The organism is Neobacillus sp. PS3-12, from assembly GCF_030915385.1.
Classification (GTDB): Bacteria; Bacillota; Bacilli; order Bacillales; family Cytobacillaceae; genus JAEVLT01.
Map to the genome: position 1 here is coordinate 1,770,047 of NZ_CP133268.1, position 21,572 is coordinate 1,791,618.

A 21,572-nucleotide genomic window follows, 5' to 3' on the forward strand; every position below is an offset into this window, starting at 1 on the left:
TGGATTCACCTTTTAAAAAATCTTATCTCCGAAAAAAGGTGAAATACACTTCAGTGGGTGCCTGTCCATCTTTTAAGTTTTTTTGTGATCATGGCACACAATATTTTGTATTATGTTCTATAAGCCACTCTCACGCGTCAAGTTTTTGAAGGGAGATTGCTATGGCAAGTCTTACAAAAAGTATTCTTGTTTGCTTCGTCATTTGCCTGTTGGGCATTTGGTACGTATTTTGGAGCTTTATCTCCATATTTTAGTAAAGTCATAATATCTTGTTTCGCAATTGGTCTTAACCAGTTGGAATCCTGGTGACAGTTCATACATTTATCTAATTGCTGAACTGCATCTGCACCGTGATTGCTGTTAAAATCAGCATTTTGGTGGTACTTTGGAATGCTCATGCTTGAGTGACAAGTTTTACATTCCATTGAAATTTTTGAATGTGTTTGATCCTTGCCGATTGCTTCTAACATGATTTTTTGGGTATCAGCTTTTGTTACAGTTGTTGTAGATCCAGTATCTTCCGCTTTTGTAGTCTTTTCTTCCGGATTTGCTGGCACATTGTATGCAGCTTCCTCCCATGGCTTTTCACCTTTGTTTACTTTTTCATGGCAATCAATACATGTTCCCATGTTCGGACGCAAATACTTTTCTTCAATTAACTTTTCAGCATTTTGCTTGGATGTCCATTTCGTACGATCCGCTGCGACATTAAGGTCACGAGCTGCCATCTTGGCGTGTACAACACCAGAGTGACAGGTGATACAAGGAATCCCCTCATCAATATGTTTCTTATGATCAACCTTCGTATCGCCTGATGGTGTGACTAAGCGATTCTCGGAATGACATTGTAAGCAGTTCTGGTTGGATACAGCTTCCTCTTCTGTCTGGACGATTTGATTTGGAACACCTGTAACGTGGTAATAGACCTCTTTAAGTGATTTCACTTTGTGTGTCAGCATGTTGACAACACCTGGTTTGATGTGACACTGCACACAACTAATCTGATTATGTGCACTAGCTGTATAAGTTGAATATTCCGGTGCCATTTCATGACAGCTGGAACAAAAAGATGGCGAGTTTGTGAACGAAAGTACACCATACCCTCCACCAAATACAACGACACAGCCGACCAAACTAGCTAAGAGCAATTTCCAGCGATTTACGGGATCTTTCCAATCTATGCTTTGAATCTTTCGCCATAGTCTTCGTATGGGGCCAGATTTATTTCTGTCTTCTCTGGTCTCTATCTCTGTAGGTTTTTTCCCCCAAAAGGCCACTATGCTCACCCTTTCTGTATTGGACTAGCCTTACGATAATTAACCTCTCTAAAGGTAGTATCTATCATTGAAAGGGTATTTTCCAATGTACAATTTGTGAATATTTGTCGATAGGTGAAAAGTATGATTTTTTTAGAAAAACAACATAGAAATGTTGTTAAATAAGGGTGTTGGTTAGCATTGTATAAATAGTGTTAACTGCATAAGACTTTATTTTTATACAGTTTTGATGTGTTTCATGCAATTGTAAGAAAACTTTCACAGAATGTTTTGAATTGGGGACCTTTTAAGCTTAGACATTAAGATTTTGTAAAGGTTGGATTAGGATCTTGCATATGTTGTCACTGAATAGAGGAAATGGTAAGATGGTTAGAGTTACCTAAGAGTATTTTGGAGGATTCGGCCTAATTAAAGCGAATCTTTTTTCATTAGGATGGTTTTGAAGATGTTTGATAAAAGGAGAGTTTATCAAGAATGGGGATTTTAAATAAAGTATTTGATTTAAATAAACGTGAATTAAAACGATTGGATAAGCTCGCTAATCAGATTGAAGCACTTGCGGCTGAAACTGAAAGGTTAACGGACGACCAGCTCTGCGAAAAAACCGAAGAGTTTAAGGAACGTTATCAAAAAGGTGAATCACTTGATGATTTATTGGTGGAAGCGTTCGCAGTGGTCCGTGAAGGTGCCCGCCGCGTCTTGGGATTGTATCCTTACCATGTGCAGTTAATGGGTGGTATATCCCTGCATGAAGGTAATATCTCCGAGATGAAAACTGGTGAAGGTAAAACCTTAACGGCAACAATGCCTGTATATTTAAACGCCCTTTCAGGCAAAGGTGTTCATGTTGTTACCGTCAACGAATATTTGGCCAGCCGTGATGCAACGGAAATGGGTGAGCTTTACAACTTTTTAGGCTTATCAGTAGGACTGAATTTAAATAGTATGTCTTCTGAAGAAAAACAAGAAGCGTATGCAGCCGACATCACTTACGGAACGAACAACGAATTTGGCTTTGATTATTTGCGTGACAACATGGTCCTTTATAAGGAACAAAAAGTGCAGCGTCCGCTCTTTTTTGCGGTCATTGACGAGGTTGACTCCATTCTTATCGACGAAGCCCGTACACCGTTGATTATTTCCGGTGCCGCTGAAAAATCGACTGTTCTTTATATTCAAGCGAATGCCTTTGTCCGCACGCTTACGAAAGTGGAAGATTACACGTACGATGAAAAAACAAAGAGCGTTATGCTGACAGAACAAGGGATTGCCAAATCAGAGAAGGCTTTCGGAATTGAAAACCTGTTTGATATTTCCCATGTATCGCTTAACCACCATATCAACCAGGCATTACGGGCCAATGTCAGCATGCATCTGGATGTTGACTATGTAGTCCAAGAAGGCGAAATTGTCATCGTGGACCAGTTTACCGGCCGCTTAATGAAGGGACGCCGCTATAGTGAGGGTCTTCATCAGGCGATTGAAGCTAAAGAAGGCGTGGAAATCCAAAACGAAAGTATGACAATGGCAACGATTACGTTCCAAAACTACTTCCGTATGTATGAAAAATTATCTGGGATGACCGGTACAGCCAAAACCGAAGAAGAAGAATTCCGTAACATTTATAATATGAATGTTATCGTCATTCCAACCAATATGCCGATTGTCCGTGATGATCGCGCCGATTTAATTTATGCCTCAATGGAAGGTAAATTCAAGGCTGTAGTCGAGGATATCGCCGAGCGCTATCAAAAAGGACAGCCAGTCTTGGTTGGTACAGTAGCGATTGAAACATCTGAATTGATTTCAAAACTGCTGCTCCGCAAAGGTGTCCGCCACAATGTCTTGAATGCGAAAAACCATGTGCGTGAAGCTGAAATTATCTTAGAAGCTGGCCAACCAGGCTCAGTTACAATCGCAACAAACATGGCCGGCCGTGGTACAGATATCAAGCTTGGTGAAGGTGTTCGTGAATTAGGCGGTCTTGCCGTTATCGGTACCGAGCGCCATGAAAGCCGACGGATTGATAACCAGCTCCGCGGACGTTCCGGACGTCAAGGAGATCCAGGTATTACCCAATTCTATCTTTCGATGGAAGATGAATTGATGCGCCGCTTTGGTTCTGACAACATGAAAGCCATGATGGCCAAGCTTGGCATGGATGACACGCAGCCAATCCAAAGTAAAATGGTATCCAGAGCAGTGGAATCTGCGCAAAAACGCGTTGAAGGTAATAACTTTGATGCTCGTAAACAGCTGTTGCAATACGACGATGTACTTCGCCAGCAACGGGAAATCATTTACAAGCAGCGTGACGAAGTACTTGAATCAGAAAACCTTCGTGAGATTGTTGAAGAAATGATTTTAAGAACGATTCAACGCAATATTGATGCCCATGCCCCACTTTCTGATGATGAGGAAACATGGAATCTTAAAGGGATTGTCGATTTTGTTCATGCAACCCTTCTTCCTGAAGGCGACATTACTGTTGAGGACCTACAAGATAAAGAACCTAGTGAAATGGTTGAGGCTATTTTTGCAAAAGTAAAAGTTCGCTATGATGAAAAAGAAGCCATTTTGGAACCTGAACAAATGCGCGAATTTGAAAAAGTTATCGTCCTTCGTTCGGTTGACTCCAAGTGGATTGACCATATCGATGCGATGGACCAGCTTCGTGACGGAATTCATCTTCGTGCCTATGGCCAAATTGATCCCTTGCGCGAATATCAGTCTGAAGGCTTCTTGATGTTTGAAAACATGATTGTTTCGATTGAAGAAGAAGCAACACTTTACATCATGAAGGCGGAAATCCGCAATAACCTTGAGCGCCAAGAAGTCGCAAAAGGACAGGCTGTGAATCCGAAGGAAGACGAGTCCGTTAAGAAAAAGCCAGTTGTGAAAGAAAAGCAAATTGGCCGTAATGATCCATGTTTCTGCGGAAGCGGCAAAAAGTACAAAAACTGCCATGGTGCAATGGCTTAATCTTCAAAAATGGGGCCGGCTGAGATGCCGGCTCTTCGTTTTTGATTATGTTGCAGGTAGCCTGTGTTAGGAAAGAGATAATTATTTCCACTTCTCTGAAAAAATTGGGCTAGTGTGGAATGATTATGCGCTATTCATTCCACTTCTTCTTGAAAAACTAGCTGAAGTGGAATGTTTAGATGCTTTTCTTTCCACTTCTTCTTGAATATCGGGCTGGAGTGGAATGAAAGCTCTTTTTAATAAATCCTTACCATTAACATTTTTTGAATTTTTATTGGTACATTCGTTATAATGATTAAGTAAATTATATTAACAGCGAGATTTTTTTAATTTTTATAGAGGTGAAGAAAATGGAATTAGCGGATATTCGCAATGAGTTAGAAAAAATGGCTAAGCAATTAGCAGGCTTTAGGGGGTCTCTTTGACCTCGAAAATAAGGAAGCTCGGATCGCTGAGCTTGACGACCAAATGCTACACCCGAACTTTTGGGACGATCAACAGGCCGCACAGGTTGTGATCAACGAATCCAATGCGTTAAAGGATCAGGTTCACACCTTTTACGAAATGAATGAAAGCTTTGAAAACCTCGAAGTATCCTATGAGCTTGTTAAAGAAGAAAACGACGCTGAGCTGCAGGCAGATTTAGAAGAAGAGCTTACGCAATTAATCAAGCGTATGGAAGACTTTGAACTCGAGCAGCTGTTAAGCGAAGAATACGATAAAAAGAATGCCATTCTTGAGCTGCATCCTGGTGCAGGCGGTACCGAGTCACAAGACTGGTGCTCCATGCTCTTGCGGATGTACACACGCTGGGCAGAAAAGCACGGTTTCAAGGTGGAGACACTCGATTACCTGGCAGGCGATGAAGCAGGGGTGAAAAGTGTTACGTTGTTAATCAAAGGCCACAATGCCTATGGATATTTAAAAGCGGAGAAAGGTGTTCACCGTCTCGTAAGGATTTCTCCGTTTGACGCATCTGGCCGCCGTCATACTTCATTCGTATCTTGCGAAGTCATGCCGGAGTTTAACGATGAAATCGAAATTGAAATTCGTCCTGAGGATCTTCGGGTTGATACGTATCGTGCCAGTGGTGCGGGCGGTCAGCATATTAACAAAACCGAGTCTGCTATACGGATTACGCATATTCCTACTGGGCTCGTTGCTTCATGCCAAACGGAGCGTTCACAAATTCAAAACCGCGAGCATGCGATGAATATGCTGCGTTCTAAGCTCTATCAGCGTGAAGTTGAAGAAAAAGAGAAGCAGTTGCTTGAAATCCGCGGTGAACAAAAAGAAATCGGCTGGGGCAGCCAAATTCGCTCCTACGTTTTTCATCCTTACTCCATGGTGAAGGACCACCGGACGAGTGTAGAGTCAGGGAATGTTCAAGCTGTGATGGACGGGGATTTAGACCCGTTTATTGATGCTTATTTGAGATCGAGGATACAATAATATGTGGGAAGCCTTCGCTTTGGATAATTTCGGCGAAGGCTTTTTTGTTCGTGAATTGGCTTTTGGCGAAATTATGGGCGGTTTTGGCGAAATAAAATTTTTTTCGGCGAAATAAATTCCATTTTCGGCGAAATAACGGATGATTTCGGCGAAATAATCTTTAGGTCTTAAAATCAGCACGTAGAAAAAGTGTAGTTTTAGCGAATCAGTTTAAATGAAATGTAAAAAGCCTTGTCCGATTCATTCGGCAAGGGCTCTTGTTTGGGATTTTTATATTGCCGAATGGCAGATGATACTTCTTGAGGTTATTTTGCGGCTTTATACTTGCATACGCATTTTAATTTGGTTGATTTCTTTATCGTGGAGACCATCTTTCTTACTTAGGTATTCGATATCAAACTTTACCCCTTTGATTTCATCTGCAACTGTTTTAAAAATGGCTTCATGTTCATCCAACTTTTTTTCAATTTGCCTAAAATGACTGCGAAACTCAGTTGCATTATTTTCAACAGTTTCCTTAAGGGATTCCACGGTTATTTCTAACTTATCAAGACGTTGCTCTACTTGGTCAAGATGTTGCTCTACTCCGTCAAGGCGTTGCTCTACTCGGTCAAGACGCTTGTCCATTTGGTCAAACCTCTTGTCCATTTGATCAAAGCGCTTGTCCATCGCTTCAAAACGCTTGTCTATTTTTTCAAACTGCTGATTCATTTGCTCCATCATTTTCTTAAGCAATTCTTCCATCCTGCTTCACCTCCTTATTCGACAATTATACCATAAAAAGAGCAATTTAAAACGCAGCCCCTAAATTTGGGAGCTGCGTTTGATTTCATTATTAATGTGCTTCAATTAAGCCATAGCGGCCATCTCTACGCTTGTAAACCACGTTGGTGCGGTTAGTGTCAGCGTTTGTGAAAACATAGAAGCTGTGGCCGAGCAAATTCATTTGCAGGATGGCCTCTTCGCTGTCCATTGGTTTCAAGTCGAAACGTTTGGTACGGACAACCTCTAGCTCGTCTTCATCATAGTCAACATTTTCAGGCACTGGGTTGGTAAATGTTAAACCAACATCGCCTTTTTCACGGAATTTGCGGTTCACTTTTGTTTTATGCTTGCGGATTTGACGCTCCAGTTTGTCGACGATCAAATCAATTGCTGCATACATATCATCGTTTGTTTCCTCTGCACGGAGGACAAGATTCGGCATTGGAATGGTTACTTCTACTTTAGATGTTTTATCTTGATTAAATCGAAGATTTACGTTTACGTTCGCCTCAGGTGTTTCAGAAAAATAGCGCTCCAACTTTGCCACTTTCTTCTCTACATATTCTCGAATTGCTGGAGTTACCTCAATGTTTTCACCACGAATGTTATAATTCATATAGTGAACTCCTCCTTTTGTTAAGACTATGTAAATACATTTCTATTTTACCCTTTCATTATCCTGCTTAATCAGCAAGAAAATTTTGTCGGATTAGTGACAAAAGCAACGGTAAAATAGTGAGAAACTTATAATCAAAAGGATTATTTATCCTTTGATTATGCTTTAATTTTACAAAAAATTTCAAAAAGTTTCAAGTTTTGAGCATTACGGCTCCATTGGTCGAATTGTGGATTTTTATACTTTAAATTTTTTAATCGTATCATGAAGTTCTTCCGCCATTTCAGCCAGTGATGCAGCGGATGCTGCAATCTCTTGCATGGAAGCCAATTGTTCTTCTGTTGTAGAAGATACATCTTGTGTCTCTCCGGTGACTCTTACCGTAATTTCTTTAATTTCATCTACACTTTCAACAACATGCTCAGCCCCAGATGTTGCCTCTTCAATAGATGCTGAAACCTCCTGAAATTGCCTATTTGTTTGACTGACAAACAGCTCAATTTGATAAAATGCCTCGCCGGCACTTTTTATAAGATCCATACCCTTCGTAAATTCCGTCTTTCCTTTATCCATCGAGGATACAGCCTGATTCGTATCACTTTGGATTGATGAAATTAAATGTCTAATATTCTCTGTTGATTTGGACGATTGTTCAGCTAACTTCCTAACCTCATCTGCAACAACAGCAAATCCTTTTCCATGTTCTCCGGCTCTAGCCGCTTCTATAGCCGCATTTAAAGCCAGCAGATTGGTTTGGGCTGCGATACTTGAAATAACATCAATAATTTGATTAATTTCTTTAGAACGTTCACCAAGAGTATGAATGACAGTACCCAAATTGTTTACCGTATCCTGAATAATTTCCATTTGATTTTTTGATAATTGGATCGTTTCATTTCCATGACTTACGACTTTAGCTGCTGCAATTGATTCATTGGCAACTGTTGTGGAACGATTCATTATTTGTTCCATTTGAGTAGACATTCCTTTAATAATCCCAGTACTCTCCTCGATCAACACATTCTGTCTTTCAGTACTTGAAGCTACCTCTTGAATGGAGTTCGTAATTTGCTCAGTCGCCAAGCTGTTTTGCTCGGAGCTGGCCATAAGCTGTTCAGAGGATGCAGCTAGGAGTTCAGCCTTTTCGTCAACCTGTTTAATGACTTCCCGAAGTGAGGTAACCATTTTATTAAAACTTACCCCGAGGATGTTTATTTCATCCTTGCTTTTTACATCAAATATCTGGGTTAGGTCTCCCTCACTAACCTTATCCGTTGCTGATATTAATTTTCTTAGCGGAACAGTTATTGAATGAATAATAAGGTAGGAAATGGCGATTCCTAAAAGTATAAAGATACCGATACAGATAAATGTGGTTTTTAAGATTGGATTGGAGTCCTGATTTACTTCATTTAAGTTCATGGTCCCTGCAATCTTAAATCCAGTTAGCTTATTGGTTTCAAATTCCATTACCTTATCTGTACCATTTTGGTTATAGGAAATATTGCCGCTATCCTTGTATAAAAGCGTCTGAACCCAACTGCCTTGTGCCATCGTACCAGGTTTTTGAGATGGATGCACAAGATAGGTACCTTTTGCACTAACAATTAAAGGGTAGCCTTCCCTGCCAATTTTCGCACCGCTAGTGACTGCTTTTAAGGAAGCCAAGCTTAAATCAAAACCAATTACACCGGAGCCATCATTTAACTGCTTTGCGACCGTTACGAGAATGTTGCCTGAAATTTGATCAACGTAAGGTTCGGTAATGATCGTTTCTCCATTCGCTGCTTTCGCCTGGGTATACCAAGGGCGCGTGCGGGCATCAAATCCGGGAGGTAAATCTGCATGAGGATAGATCATAAGTTTTCCCTGTTCTGATGCCGCATAAGTTGCAGAAATCTCCGGATGAAAATCCGTGTATTGTTGGAGTACGGACAACGAATTGTTCATATTGTCGGGATCAAAGGAACCCTTATTGAACTGTTTAGCAAATTCAGCTGAATCATCAATTTTTGGCTTAATGTAATTAGTTAAATATCGATCGATCATGCCCACATTCTCTTTGGCGTTCAACAGGATTTTTTCCTGCAGTTTCTGTTGAGCAGTATGATAGGAAAAGAAACCGATGGTAATAGAAGGAATTAACAAAATGAATAAAAAGGAGAATATCAGTTTTTTTCTAATCGTAAATCCTGAGTGTTTCTTTTTTCTGTGTTCTGGGTGTCTCTCCATAAAAGTTTGCAAACCTGCTTTCTGATAAGATTGTTCTAACATTGAAATTTACCTGCTATTTATAACTTTTTTACAGTTATTACACTAATTTATCGGATGAATATGAAAATTTTTAACACTTCCGATGATTAAAGAGACATTCAAATATAAAAAGGAACTGATCCCATAAGGTTCTAGTTCCTTTGAAATGGTTACTGATTAAACTTTTTATCAATATGGGGGTGATCGATTTTCTTAAATATAAAAATTAATCAGCATCCCCGTTACTGGTTCTGCCAGCTTGCAAATGATTGATAATCCCCATTGCTTTTATACCTGTCCACCTTCAGCATATTGCTTCTGTCGATTAATTTGGATGACCTGCTTCCAGGTATCGCGGAAATCAGTGACAAACTCTTCAACCTCTTCTAAAATGGCTACATCACTTTTTATATTGGCTTCAACTAGCCTGCGGTAAACATAATCATAAAGGGGCATCATACTTTTTGAAACCTCTAACTCAGGGTTTAGTGTGACCATCAGTTCCTGAATGATTTTTTGGGCCTTTTGGATGTTGGTGTTTTTCATCTCAATGTTTTTTTCTGCAATGGCCGTTTTAGCAACATGAATAAACTTTAGGCATCCATTATATAACATTAAGGTCAACTCACCTGGTGAGGCGGTGTTAATGGCATTTTGCTGATAGGACTGATATGGATTTCGTACTGACATTTACTAAAACACTCCTTTTATTTGTTGCAAAAAATCAAGGTAGTTATACTTACTAAAAGTTATATTTTTCGATCGACAAGCAGACCGAGGCGCTCCGCCATTGCTGCATAGGTATCCAACAATTTCTTGGCTGGAATTTCTTTTACAACTTCGTCTGTATTGTCATTCACAATAACAACATAATATTCATTTAGCTTTTCATGCAGCTTAAAGCGGACAGATGTATGTGCTGGCTCCAGAAAGTGATTTAAGCCATCTACTACTGCTTCTAGCTTATCTTTCTTTTTTCCATCAGGGTATTCTGCTTTTTTTTGCTCATAATAGTTCGTTGCTGCAGGCTTTTCTTCTACTTTAATCGGGTTTACCTTAACCCCTTCTTGGATTGCAGGTCGTTGTTGGATGGGGGTGTCTGTACCGCTTAGACGATCGATCATCATAATCTCCCCTTAAAAAACAATCCATTCTATTTTTAATATCGGATACATATTGAAAACCTTTAGATAAAAAAACTTGCGAAATATACCATATCAGTATTCAAAAAAACAAGCCAGGATTTCTCCTGGCCATCAGTACTAAAAAACTCCTCTTACTAACCTGAATAGAGCGACGATCAGTGCCAAACGAATAATCATTCGTACTACTCGGCCCCTAATTCGAGTTTCTAAAACAAGAGAATCACTACCTACTGACACAAGGGTACCAGTATAAGTGCCTTCGGTTGTAACAATTTCTACATCTTGTCCTACTAGACGATACGCTTGTTGGATAAAATTCTTTCTAGTCAATCTTTTCCACCACCTTTCTTGTAATTAGTAGATGCGGTAGTAGAAGAAAGGATTGGACTTTTACTAGAGAAAGTAGATTTTTTTTATTCTTGTAAAAAAAATCCTCTCAAGATGTACTTGAAAGGATTTTTAAATAGAATAAGTTGTATATGGCTTTAAAAAGTTGCTAAGATTTTGAACCCCTATTAATTCCTTTTATCGTAATAAGCTCCTTCATTAAAAACATTAGTATAAGGATTAATATATTTGGGCGTGTTCTTTTTTTGGTTTTTGGCAGCTAAAAAATCTTGTTGAATTTCGAGCTTAATGGTAGCAAAGATTTCATGAAGATTTTTCTCAAATTCAATCATTTCCCTGCCCAACTGCTGTTCTTCGGGGTTATATGGCCCCTTCATTTCCTTTAATAGAATTTCCCGTTTCGCTAGGAATTCATTAATCTTTAAAATGACATTGTCCCGTTCATTTTTAGGTGAAGGTTTACTTATCTCTTCCAAAAATGAACCTGTCAAATTGTATACGTCGTGCACAACACTCATTGGACATTTCCCACCTTTTCATCAACCAGCACTAAAATTTTGGGAAATATATGATGCCTGATTATTTGCTTGCTGCATTGCTTGCTCCATCGCAGAAAATTGACTGTAATAACGATTTTCGATGTCGGTCAGTTTTGATTGAAAATCGGTAATTTGCGTACTGATATCCGTTAATTGTTTGCCAATATCAAATTGGTTATTAGTATAATTTGCTTGTCCGGCAATCGTAGTAACTTGACTTGAGGCGTTGGCAATTGTATCACGCAAACGCTTTGCGAGCCCCTCGGTTTCATATGTATAGTTACCACTCGCATCATTAGACCTAACACCGCTATTAAACAATTGATAGATTGCCTGTGGATTGTCTTGAATTGCTTGCCGAAGCTTTGTTTCATCAATCACTAATTTACCGTTATCAGAATAATCTGAAGATGTCGTGATCCCAATTTGCGATAGCTGCGTGTATCCGGTCGTAACACTACTTCCGGTAACAGGCGAATATAAATCCTGGCGCATTTTACTTAGTCCGCTAGAAAGGATGGAATCATTGCTTAACATCCCACTTTTAGCTTTCGCTTCCCACTGAGAGATTTGCGTATCATTCATTGAAGCTCTTTGATCATCGGTAAGTGGCGGAAAGTCCCGTTCACGCTTTTCGGAAATTTTGTCGTTGACCTTTTTAATTACATCATTGTATTTATCAACAAAGCCTTTGATTGAATTGTAAATGGTGTCGACGTCAGTGGCGGTTGAAACCGTCACAGGTGCTGTCGTTTTATTTTTGATGGTGTAATTAATTCCATTAACCGTAAAATTGTTAGAGCTTTCTTTCATCTCATAGCCGTTTATAGAGACTATTGCATCATCTCCGGCCGTACTCGTTGGAAAACTATAGGTTGTTACTTGAGTATTAAGGTCGGTGGAGGAGTTGATTGTAAAACCAAGATTTGTCATAAAATCAGCTGTCTGCTGATCTTTAGGAATAATTGATGATCCTGATCCAGTTTTATTGTTTGATAAAACAATCGTGTTATCTACATAATTTCCTTTAGAGTCTTTAATTGAACCCTTCATAGCTGTCATATCAAGCTTAGAATTATTGAATTTTTGGATGATATCGTCAATTGTATCCGTTCCAGAAATGGAGATCGTTACATCTCTAGGTGTAGAACTCCTCGGGTCTGCGACAGAAAAGGTAAGTGTTTTATCACTGCCCCCTAACGTGCCAATCGTCCCGCTGCTTTTCCAAGTAGCTGCTGTTGCCAAGTTGGATACTTCAATCTGAGTAGATGTATTATTTGCTGAATTTAAGGCAGTTGCCGTCACATAATTTGAATCCGAACTCGTGACAGTCTTTTTGTTAAATGTCGAGTTCATCATAATTCCATCAAAGATAGTTGTATCCAAATCACTTAGGGAGGTATTCATGTCACGATAATCATCACGCTTCCATTGAAGAAGCTGCTGATTTTGTTTCATCTTATCTAGCGGGAGAGCTTCAGCTTTCATTAATTTGCTGACCATCCCGTCAATATCCATGCCGCTTGCCATCCCGTTTACCCGCATAAGTCCGCTATACTGGCTGGCAATTGTTCCACTGCTGGTAGTACCTGTAGTAGCCAATTTTTCCACCACCTATAATTTTTTTAACAAGACCCCTATTTATGTACTTTTTATATCGGCCCCTTTTTAAAAAAGTTAAACACAGTACCTTGACTGTGTTCTAGGTATAAATATTTATTAACATTCCTTTGATTTCTCCAACCATGCCGAGGATATCCAGGCCTTTATTTTCCTTATCCAGAACAGCATTCGTTAGATCAATCAGTTTTTTATCGACTTCTTTTACAAGCTTGTAGACTTTGGATGATCCCCGGTGGCTAAAGCCTCGTTTTTCTTGAAGCTCCAGGCCGTTTTTCACTGCGTCATCCATGAAATCTTTTACAAGCTTTTTATATTTACGCAGGTTTTCAACCGTTCTGGAGTCAGCCAATTTATTGCCTTGACTCTCAATCTCCTGCATCTTTTGATTTAACCGTTCCAATGTCACATCTGATCGCTTTTTCCCCATGATCTCTTGGAAAGCAATCGAATCTTTTGCGACATCTTCCTTCGCCCCCACTTTCGTTAGCGAAGTCTTATTTATTCGTTGTACTTCCATTCTTTCACACCCTTACAAAAGTACTCTATTTACCATTATAAATTATTCTTTGTATTACTAGTAGAGTCATAAATGTGAAAAAGGAGAGGTTCCCCCCCTCTTGTTAAAGTTATTTTAATAATTGCAGCACGCCTTGCGGCAACTGATTTGCTTGTGAAAGCATCGCTTGAGCCGCTTGGTTTAAGATATTATTTTTCGTAAAGTTTGTCATTTCCTCAGCCATGTCGACATCCCTGATTCGTGATTCTGAGGAAGTTACGTTTTCATTCATGGTTTTCAAGTTGTCAACAGTATACTCCAAACGGTTTTGCACGGCACCAAGGTGGGCGCGCTCAGATGAAACACGCTGAATGGCATCATCAATAACCGTGATCGCTGCCTGCGCCTTCTGGTTGCTAGTGACATCAAGGGCATTCTGAGGAGTCCCTGGTGCCAAGCCATTATCTGCACCCGCAGTTGTTGTATACCAAACTGTTGCCTGCGTCGTGCCATCAGATAAGGTAATGGTATTTCCTGCCGTAGGACTTCCAGTATTAGAGCTGACTGCTAACGCAGTGGCACTCATATCACCGATTTCAAGCGAAACGGTTTGCCCAGCATTTGCTCCGATTTGAAAATTAAGGGCATTAGCGCCTTGCTTGCTGCCATCCAACAGTTTACCAGTGTTGAACTCCGTTGTATTGGCAATCCGATTAATCTCTGACGTAAGCTGGTTAACCTCTTTTTGAATTTCTTGTCGGTCTGTATCCGTATTGGAATCGCTCGCCGACTGTACGGAAAGCTCGCGCATCCGCTGTAAGATTTCCTGAGTCGAGTTTAGAGCCCCATCTGCCGTCTGCACGACGGAAACACCATCCAACGCATTGCGCCCAGCCATATCCAGGCCACGAATTTGCGACCTCATTTTTTCAGAAATGGCAAGTCCGGCAGCATCATCGGCAGCACGGTTGATCCGTAAGCCAGAAGACAATTTTTCTAAACTTTTAGATGTATTTTCATTGTTAATTTCCAGATTTCGATATGCATTTAAGGCTGCAATATTATGATTAATTCGCATCAATAAAACCCCTTATTTAAAAATTTTTCCTCATGATATTGTTTTCATAGGCTAACACTTTTTTCGTCACATTTGACTGCGTATGTACTTGTTTCTTTAAAATTTCATTCCATGCCTCAGCAATGGGTTGAACCAGTTTCAACACATTTTGAATAATTTGTGGATCTTTTCGAAGATTCGCCTCAATGAGCAGGTTTGCCATATAGTTATACAAAGTGTCCAATTGCTCGGCGATTGGACCTGCTTCGTACTTGAGCCCAACACCTAAACGCTCCAAGATGTCATTTGCTTTTTGAATTTTCTTGTTTGTATCCATAAAGTTTTTGGTTTTGATGCATTCAATTGCTTCTTCCAAGTTCATGATGAGCCCTTCGTATAAAAGAGCCGTCAACTCCTGAGAACTTTTTTGATATAACATTTCTTCTGAGAGGAGATCCATCATTACGCCTCCGTTCATTTCACTATTATTTTTATCGGCTGTTGTTTGGAAAAAATTAATAGTCTGACTCGATTTTTTCAAGCAAAACAAAGATTTCTGCAATCACCTCATATAATTGGGGCGGAACGGAGTCGCCTAAATCTATTTGCAGCAGGTTTTCAATCAGAGCTGAATCTTCCTGAAGAAGAATATGGTTTTGCTTGGCTGCCTCAATAATCTTCTGGGCAACATAACCGGAGCCTTGGGCAACAACGGTTGGAACCTTCCCGTTTTCATATTTAATGACTGCCGCGGAGGGCCCATTGATTTCTTTCCGCTTTTTCGCATTGAAAAAATAGTTGTTCATATCGTGAAATCATATCCCTTCTCTGTAAAAGCAGCCCTCATTGGTACAGCCTTTTCCTCATTTGTTTGTTTTTCCGATAATGGCTTGAATTGAATAGCACCTACCTGATAACCGATTTCTTGTAAGTGATCTTTCGTAACCTCGGTTAATGGTTGGACCTTCGATTGAAGGTCATCGAGATTATTTTTTAAGGTAATCGATAGATTGCGATTGACAGCGGAAATCGAAATTCCGACGGCACCGAGCTTTTTCGTTTCTAGTAAAAAGGTTAAATTGCAGTTTTCCCAATCGATTTTTTCGCCTTTTTTTTGCGAATTCACATAAACCTTTACATTCTCAACCTGCTTGTTTAAGAGAATCGGCAATTGCATAAACAGGTTTTGCACGCTGGAACTGTCTGGTTTATTAAGGAGTTGCTGCCCGGTAATGGTTGACAAGGCCTGTTCAGTCTTTGTGTTTGACTGTCCATCAAGCATCTGCAGCAGTACTGACTTTAAATTGGAAGGCGCTTCCTCTTTTTTAATAAGTGCATTTGCTGAATCAATTTCATGTGTCAATCCGAGTTTCTTGATCGTTTCAAAAATATCTCTAGCACTAGCGTTAGTGCTGACTGCTTTTTCTATCATCGACTTTGGTGTAAGTAATTCCTGATCAGAAATCATGTGCTTTACTCTAGAATCGGAAGGCTTAAAAATAAGCCCATCTACATCATTTTTTACTTCTTTGGCAATTCGGTTGGCCTCAGTGATATTTCCTTTGGTTAAAAGATTCTTGGCTTCCGTAAGTCGCGAACTTGCGGTTAATAGTTTTTTCTCCGTTGACATGTCAGTGTAAAGCAAGAAGTTGCCTTTTAAAATCGTTTGATCGAGTTTACTAATTGTCGCTTCGAGCATTTGTTTCGCAGGAACCGCATTTTTTGCATCCATTAGCCTTGATGAAGCATCCAAATTACGGCTGATTTCCTGACGTGTTTGTTTAAAATCAATCGCCAGCTGTGACAGCTTTTTGGTAATTTGCGTGACTAATACATTTTTTGAGTCCAGCTTGAGGGATTGTACAGCCTCGTTAATATAATATTGTTCTGCTTTAGTGAGGCTGGAATCTTCTGAATGCGGGTTGCTATCTTGGAGCTGCTGGACCGCTGCTGAGAGTTCCTTTCGAGCAGCCAACTCCCTACCCTGTCCGTAAAGCTGGGTTGCTTTTTCCAGGGCAGATTGAAGTCCACTTAACTCGCTGGTAGTATCTAGTAATTTTTTCATTCCCTCCAAAACTTTTTCCAGAGAGGGTTCTTTTTGAAGTAACTTTATAGCAGCCTGCATTGGTTCATCGGCAGTATTGCCATTCGCTATCCCCTTTAATGAATCCTCAAGGCGAGCGGCACCAATTTTCTCAAGTTTTAAAGCATCTTGGATAGCTGCTTCAACATTTTGCGACAGCTGTTGTCTCTTTAAGATCTGAACGATTTTACCTAGATCAGTTTCATTCCGAATGGCTTCTTTAAGGTCAGATTCAGGCAGTTCTTGAAGGATTCGATCAATACCCGCTTTCTGAATTTGCAGTGCCTTTTTTATATCAACAATAGTCTGTGTATCTTTTACCGGATCAAGGGACTCTATTAATTTTTGAATCGACTCGGAGCCAGTTCCGTTCGATGAACTATTGGTTGTCTGTGGTAAATCTAAAGAACCACTAGTAAGGTTCATGAGTGTTTCGGTTAAGGATGTTCCGTTAAGTGCAGTATTAACAGCATGTAGCTGTATTTGGGTAAACTCCAAATTCTTTAGCTGCATGATTTTGATTGTTTCAAGCTTTTCTGGAAAGGTTCCCGCATCATTTTTTAAAAAGTCTTGAATATTTGTCAGCGTGTCCTTGGAAACTGTTCCCCCGCGTGAAATGATTAGGTTGGTAGCCTCTTTTAACTCCGGATTCGTGTTTGGATCAAAGCCAGACTTTCTGAGCAAATCATCGACTGATTGCGAAGCGGATGAAGATTTTGAGTTTGCTAGAGTCTTTACAGTAAACTGCCCATTATCGTTTTGGCCCGTCACTTGAACGAGGCCCCTGTCCTCAGATGGCATTGCCCCTTCAAAAGACACAGTTAATTCCTGGCCTTTAATCGATACCTTCGCTTCGTTGTTTCCTGTCCTCTCTTTTATTACCATTGAATTAATATCACCAATTTTGATGGCGCTAGCGGCAAAATCCTGCCCCATATAATTACTGATTTGACTGCGATTATTAACTTCCATTCTAAGCACACTCCGTACAAGGTTATCTACTATATGTATCGGCTTTATTTTTAAACTTTCTAATAGAAAAAAATGGATGGTGCAAAAAGCACCACCTATTTAATCTTCGTTTAATGCATTTTCAGCAAGCATTTTAAATGTAATATCATCCATCGGCGGATTATGAAGTCCAGCGCGGACGTTTTGATAATAGCGATGAAGCGGATTTTGCTGTGACAAGCTTCTTGCACCAACAATCCTCATTGCAAGATCAACAATTTCCATCGCATTATTCGTCACAAACGTTTTAACTGCCGCCATTTCAACTTTAAAATCCTTGTCTTGATTTTCTTCATATTGTTTGGCAATTGAATACATAAACTCTCGGGAAGAAATTAATTTTAATTCCATTTCACCGATTTGCTGCTGCATATTTGGCAAGGTACCAATCGGTTTATCGAGACTTGTCGGCACATAGGTTGCGGCAAATTTAACTGCATAGTCACGGGCCGCACCAGCAATTCCAAGATAACAGGCAGGAATATGAAGCAGCCAGCCTTTACGACGTAATTTACTTTCTGTCGTTGAGTATTCATTTAAGTAGTTAACAGAAACTTCTACATGATCAAGAACGAGGTCATGACTAGCTGTTCCGCGCAATGCTACACTATCCCATGTTTCACGGATTGAAACCCCTTCTAGATTTCTTGGAACAAGGAAATTCGCAACCTGTCCATCCTCTAAGGTTGCCGTTACGAAAAAGTAATCGAGTACAGGTGATGCTGAAGTGAATATTTTTTCACCTGTAATAATGTAGGATTGCTTGTCTTCCGATAAGACAGCGGTTGTTCTAGGTTTGGCACCGCGAAGGGGACTGCCGGCATTTCGTTCACTGGCAGCTGAATTGATCAAGGCACCATCTAAAAATGCTTCAGTCAAAAGTGGGATCAGATCGATATTCCAGTGATGGTGTTCGGCGAATTCTAGTATCGTTCCCATATGCCAGCCAATTGACAATGCTGTGGAGCCGCATCCCTTGGCGATTTGTTCTTGGAAGAGAAGAAAATCCGTTAAAGTCATTCCTTCACCGCCGAATTCTTTTGGTAGGGTTAGGGTGGTATAACCGATTGCTTTTAGGTCTTCGATGTTTTTATATGGGAAAGAGTTCAGTTGATCTAATTCGGGTTCGCGTTTTTGGAAAACTGGGGTTAGTTCATGTAGTTTTGAGAGTATAAGTTTTCTTGCATCTATTGGAGCAGACATTAATTGTTCCCCTTCTTTAACTAAGCTTATTTGTATAGTCGGATTACTAAGCTATTAATCCTCTATTAATCAATAGGTGATACATTTTCAAAACAATTGAATTCCTCTTTGATTATAACACGCTGTTTTGGATGGGCATAACTTAGTGAATTTATTTATTTTTTGTTTATACATGTACGTCTATAATGAAAAAGAGCCAGAGTGATTTTCACCCTGACTCCTTTGTATTACTAATAAAAGTTTATCAATTAACGCAATAATTGAAGAACCTGTTGTGGTTGTTGGTTGGCTTGAGCTATCATAGCTTGAGCAGCTTGAGCAAGAATATTGTTCTTAGAGAATGTTGCCATTTCTTTAGCCATATCAACGTCTCTGATTCTTGATTCAGAAGCTGTTAAGTTTTCACTCGATGTTCCTAAATTAGCTATTGTATGTTCTAATCTGTTTTGGAAAGCACCAAGTTTTGCTCTCTCTGTTGAAACTTTCTGTATAGCATTATCTACCACTGTTGTTGCTGTTTCAGCACCTTGTTGAGTTGAAACATCTACTGAACTTAATGATAATGCTTGTACACCCATGTTGTTTATATCAACTTTCATAGTTTGACCTTCATTAGCTCCAATTTGCAAGTTTAATGATGAATCAGTATGAGTATCTTGTGCTGCCTGTGTTTCTTTTAATGAACTTAATTGGTTATTAAATAAATCCCTGTTAGCTACATTTAGCTTTATATCTGATAAACTATTTGCAGTTCCATTAGCACCAGTAACAACAATTTGACCAGCTGCATTTATTGCAGAAGTTCCACCTGTCATATTATTTACAGCTGTTAACAAATCACTCAAATGAGTTGTCGTACCATTTGTTTCACCAACAGTTAATCCTGTATTCAATCCAGCATTAGTTGAACCAGTAGCCTGAACATCTTTTCCTGAAGCTGAAGCAAAAACTAATTTGCCTCCTGAATTAGTAACTGTAATATCGGCTCCAGAACCCGCTGCGGCATTCATTTTTGCTGCAATATCTGTAGCTACAGTAGCCATAGTAGTAGTACCACCAGTGGCTGCAGCTAATGTGCCTGTTGTATAAGTTTGACCATTATAAGAAAATGAAAGTGTGTCAGTATTAGCGATATTTGCGTTAATATTACCACCTCCATCACTTACATCAGCAGATGTAGTGGTGTTACCTGCAACAGTAAATGAACCTGAAATTGCAGAGCCATTCTTCAATCCACTTAGATTTACAACGTCTCCACCTTTTAGTCCAAAATTATTTCCATTAGCATCAGCTAATGATTGTAAAGTAGTTGTAGAACCAGTACCTGAAATAAGGGAACCACCTGATTTTAATGCTACTGTGTTAGCAACAGTTCCTTGAGCTACTGTTCCAGTTGACAAATTACCATTCAATAGATTTTTTGTGTTGAACTGAGTAGTATTGGCTATTCTGTCTATTTCAGTTGAAAGTTGTTTAGTTTCTAATTGCATTTGACCTCTATCGGCATCAGTTGCAGTATCATTTGATGATTGAACAGCCAATTCTCTCATTCTTTGAAGAATTGATGTTGTTTCATTCAAGGCACCTTCAGCTGTCTGAGTTAAAGAAATGCCATCCTGAGCATTAGCAGAAGCTTGGTCAAGTCCTCTGATTTGACCTCTCATTTTTTCGGAAATTGCTAATCCTGCTGCATTATCTGCTGCACTATTGATAGCTAGACCTGAAGAAAGTTTTTGCATTGATTTAGAAGCTGCTGCAGAGTTGGCATTCATGTTACGAATTGCATTCATGCCTGGTAAGTTGTGATTAATAATCATGATTTGTTTCCTCCCTGAATTTGTTTTTAGGACATCCTTGTCCATTATTTATAGTTAAGCTCTATGAGCCTACTAACAAGATTTGTTGCATTTCAGCATACCTTGTTACCTCGCAATGCTGAAACACACAACTGACGATATATGATTAATGCACATTCGTTAGAGTCAAATCAGGTCGGCCGCCCTTATTTTCTCTTACAGTTTTTTTATCGTCATCAAACAGGAATAGTTTAATAGTACTATGTAATTTTTTACTCTTTTTTAAAGAAATTTAGCAATCCTGATATATCCTTAGAAGCTTCTTGGTTTTCAGATTGGATTTGTTCATAAAGTTCTTTGCGAAAAACCTCTATATTTTTCGGAGCTTTAATCCCGATCTTTACTTGGTCATTCTTCGCTGAAATGATGGTGATTTCGATGTCGTCACCAATTTTGATTGTTTCACCATTTTTGCGGGTTAGCACTAACATGGAAATCACCCTTTCTGAATGATAAAATGCTTTGTATTATAGCGTTGGTCATTTAGAATCACTTGCTTTGATTGATGGTTTGATCTATTAACAATAACTGGTGCTTGCAAGTTGGCAGTTGTTGTTTCAAAAGGATCCCCAACTGAAAGGATAGAAAACACCATCACATCTTTCTCAGCTTTTATTTCAAGTTCCTCCAAAACTGCATCTTCAAGCTTAAATTCATAGTCCTTAAAAAAGTTAAACGGACTTGAAATCACGAATGCTACATAAGGGGTATTTACCGATTGCATGATCGAAAATGTTTGGTCATCCGACAATGGCAAAAGCACAAACTCCTTTTCGTCTAAAAAACGGGAATTCCTTTTTCAAAATGAAGGATCTCTCCAGTATTAATTTCAATTTCACCATGATATTTTGTCTGAATCATGCTTA

19 protein-coding genes and 1 pseudogene are annotated in these 21,572 nt (G+C 39.4%); 2 read left to right on the forward strand and 18 right to left on the reverse strand.

The window, feature by feature from the left end:
* Positions 1-137: 137 nt before the first annotated feature.
* Positions 138-1,277 carry a cytochrome c3 family protein gene (locus RCG17_RS09145; protein ID WP_308174863.1) on the reverse strand — a complete coding sequence of 380 codons (1,140 nt, stop codon included), beginning with the start codon at positions 1,275-1,277 and terminating at the stop codon, positions 138-140.
* A 474-nt stretch (positions 1,278-1,751) separates the two neighbouring features.
* Between RCG17_RS09145 and secA the strand changes: the two genes are divergently transcribed.
* Positions 1,752-4,259 (forward strand): preprotein translocase subunit SecA, encoded by a 2,508-nt coding sequence (gene secA / locus RCG17_RS09150; protein ID WP_308174864.1) that lies wholly within the window; start codon positions 1,752-1,754, stop codon positions 4,257-4,259.
* A gap of 350 nt (positions 4,260-4,609) precedes the next feature.
* Positions 4,610-5,711, forward strand: a protein-coding gene (gene prfB, locus RCG17_RS09155; protein ID WP_308174865.1) for a peptide chain release factor 2 whose coding sequence is annotated in 2 segments (ribosomal slippage) — positions 4,610-4,681 and positions 4,683-5,711 — 1,101 coding nt in all. Because the reading frame shifts where the segments join, the coding sequence is not laid out codon by codon here.
* Between the two features lie 318 nt (positions 5,712-6,029).
* Here the strand turns inward: prfB and RCG17_RS09160 are convergent.
* The 17 genes and pseudogenes from RCG17_RS09160 to fliW all read right to left on the reverse strand — a co-directional run bounded on the left by RCG17_RS09160 (position 6,030) and on the right by fliW (position 21,567).
* Positions 6,030-6,455, reverse strand: a complete 426-nt coding sequence (locus RCG17_RS09160; RefSeq protein WP_308174866.1) for a hypothetical protein — start codon at positions 6,453-6,455, stop codon at positions 6,030-6,032.
* Between the two features lie 91 nt (positions 6,456-6,546).
* A complete protein-coding gene (hpf, locus tag RCG17_RS09165; protein WP_308174867.1) occupies positions 6,547-7,092 on the reverse strand; it encodes a ribosome hibernation-promoting factor, HPF/YfiA family in 546 nt (181 codons plus the stop codon).
* A 237-nt stretch (positions 7,093-7,329) separates the two neighbouring features.
* Entirely contained in the window at positions 7,330-9,366 is a 2,037-nt protein-coding gene (locus tag RCG17_RS09170) for a methyl-accepting chemotaxis protein (RefSeq protein WP_308174868.1), read from the reverse strand.
* 267 nt (positions 9,367-9,633) lie between these two features.
* Entirely contained in the window at positions 9,634-10,035 is a 402-nt protein-coding gene (gene fliS / locus RCG17_RS09175) for a flagellar export chaperone FliS (RefSeq protein WP_308174869.1), read from the reverse strand.
* A 59-nt stretch (positions 10,036-10,094) separates the two neighbouring features.
* On the reverse strand, positions 10,095-10,472 hold the full coding sequence (gene flaG, locus RCG17_RS09180; RefSeq protein ID WP_308174870.1) for a flagellar protein FlaG: 378 nt from the start codon (positions 10,470-10,472) through the stop codon (positions 10,095-10,097).
* Between the two features lie 135 nt (positions 10,473-10,607).
* Positions 10,608-10,820 carry a hypothetical protein gene (locus RCG17_RS09185; RefSeq protein WP_308174871.1) on the reverse strand — a complete coding sequence of 71 codons (213 nt, stop codon included), beginning with the start codon at positions 10,818-10,820 and terminating at the stop codon, positions 10,608-10,610.
* Positions 10,821-11,005: 185 nt separating this feature from the next.
* Positions 11,006-11,356 carry a flagellar protein FliT gene (locus tag RCG17_RS09190; protein ID WP_308174872.1) on the reverse strand — a complete coding sequence of 117 codons (351 nt, stop codon included), beginning with the start codon at positions 11,354-11,356 and terminating at the stop codon, positions 11,006-11,008.
* A gap of 21 nt (positions 11,357-11,377) precedes the next feature.
* The gene (locus RCG17_RS09195; RefSeq protein ID WP_308174873.1) at positions 11,378-12,979 is read right to left on the reverse strand and encodes a flagellar hook-associated protein 2; all 1,602 of its coding nucleotides are present in this window, start codon (positions 12,977-12,979) and stop codon (positions 11,378-11,380) included.
* Between the two features lie 100 nt (positions 12,980-13,079).
* Positions 13,080-13,517: a YaaR family protein gene (locus RCG17_RS09200; protein ID WP_308174874.1), complete on the reverse strand. Its 438-nt coding sequence runs from the start codon at positions 13,515-13,517 to the stop codon at positions 13,080-13,082.
* 109 nt (positions 13,518-13,626) lie between these two features.
* Positions 13,627-14,574, reverse strand: a complete 948-nt coding sequence (locus RCG17_RS09205; protein WP_308174875.1) for a flagellin N-terminal helical domain-containing protein — start codon at positions 14,572-14,574, stop codon at positions 13,627-13,629.
* Between the two features lie 16 nt (positions 14,575-14,590).
* Positions 14,591-15,013: a flagellar export chaperone FliS gene (gene fliS, locus RCG17_RS09210; RefSeq protein WP_308175803.1), complete on the reverse strand. Its 423-nt coding sequence runs from the start codon at positions 15,011-15,013 to the stop codon at positions 14,591-14,593.
* A 55-nt stretch (positions 15,014-15,068) separates the two neighbouring features.
* On the reverse strand, positions 15,069-15,359 hold the full coding sequence (locus RCG17_RS09215) for an EscU/YscU/HrcU family type III secretion system export apparatus switch protein (RefSeq protein ID WP_308174876.1): 291 nt from the start codon (positions 15,357-15,359) through the stop codon (positions 15,069-15,071).
* The gene (locus RCG17_RS09220) at positions 15,356-17,608 is read right to left on the reverse strand and encodes a coiled-coil domain-containing protein (RefSeq protein WP_308174877.1); all 2,253 of its coding nucleotides are present in this window, start codon (positions 17,606-17,608) and stop codon (positions 15,356-15,358) included. The genes RCG17_RS09215 and RCG17_RS09220 overlap by 4 nt, the downstream gene beginning before the upstream one ends.
* A 99-nt stretch (positions 17,609-17,707) precedes the next feature.
* Positions 17,708-18,850, reverse strand: a complete 1,143-nt coding sequence (locus RCG17_RS09225; protein ID WP_308174878.1) for an acyl-CoA dehydrogenase family protein — start codon at positions 18,848-18,850, stop codon at positions 17,708-17,710.
* Positions 18,851-19,098: 248 nt separating this feature from the next.
* On the reverse strand, positions 19,099-20,667 hold the full coding sequence (locus RCG17_RS09230; protein ID WP_308174879.1) for a flagellin N-terminal helical domain-containing protein: 1,569 nt from the start codon (positions 20,665-20,667) through the stop codon (positions 19,099-19,101).
* Between the two features lie 251 nt (positions 20,668-20,918).
* Positions 20,919-21,137: a carbon storage regulator CsrA gene (gene csrA / locus RCG17_RS09235; protein ID WP_308174880.1), complete on the reverse strand. Its 219-nt coding sequence runs from the start codon at positions 21,135-21,137 to the stop codon at positions 20,919-20,921.
* 5 nt (positions 21,138-21,142) lie between these two features.
* A pseudogene (gene fliW, locus RCG17_RS09240) lies at positions 21,143-21,567 on the reverse strand (flagellar assembly protein FliW).
* Positions 21,568-21,572: the final 5 nt, after the last annotated feature.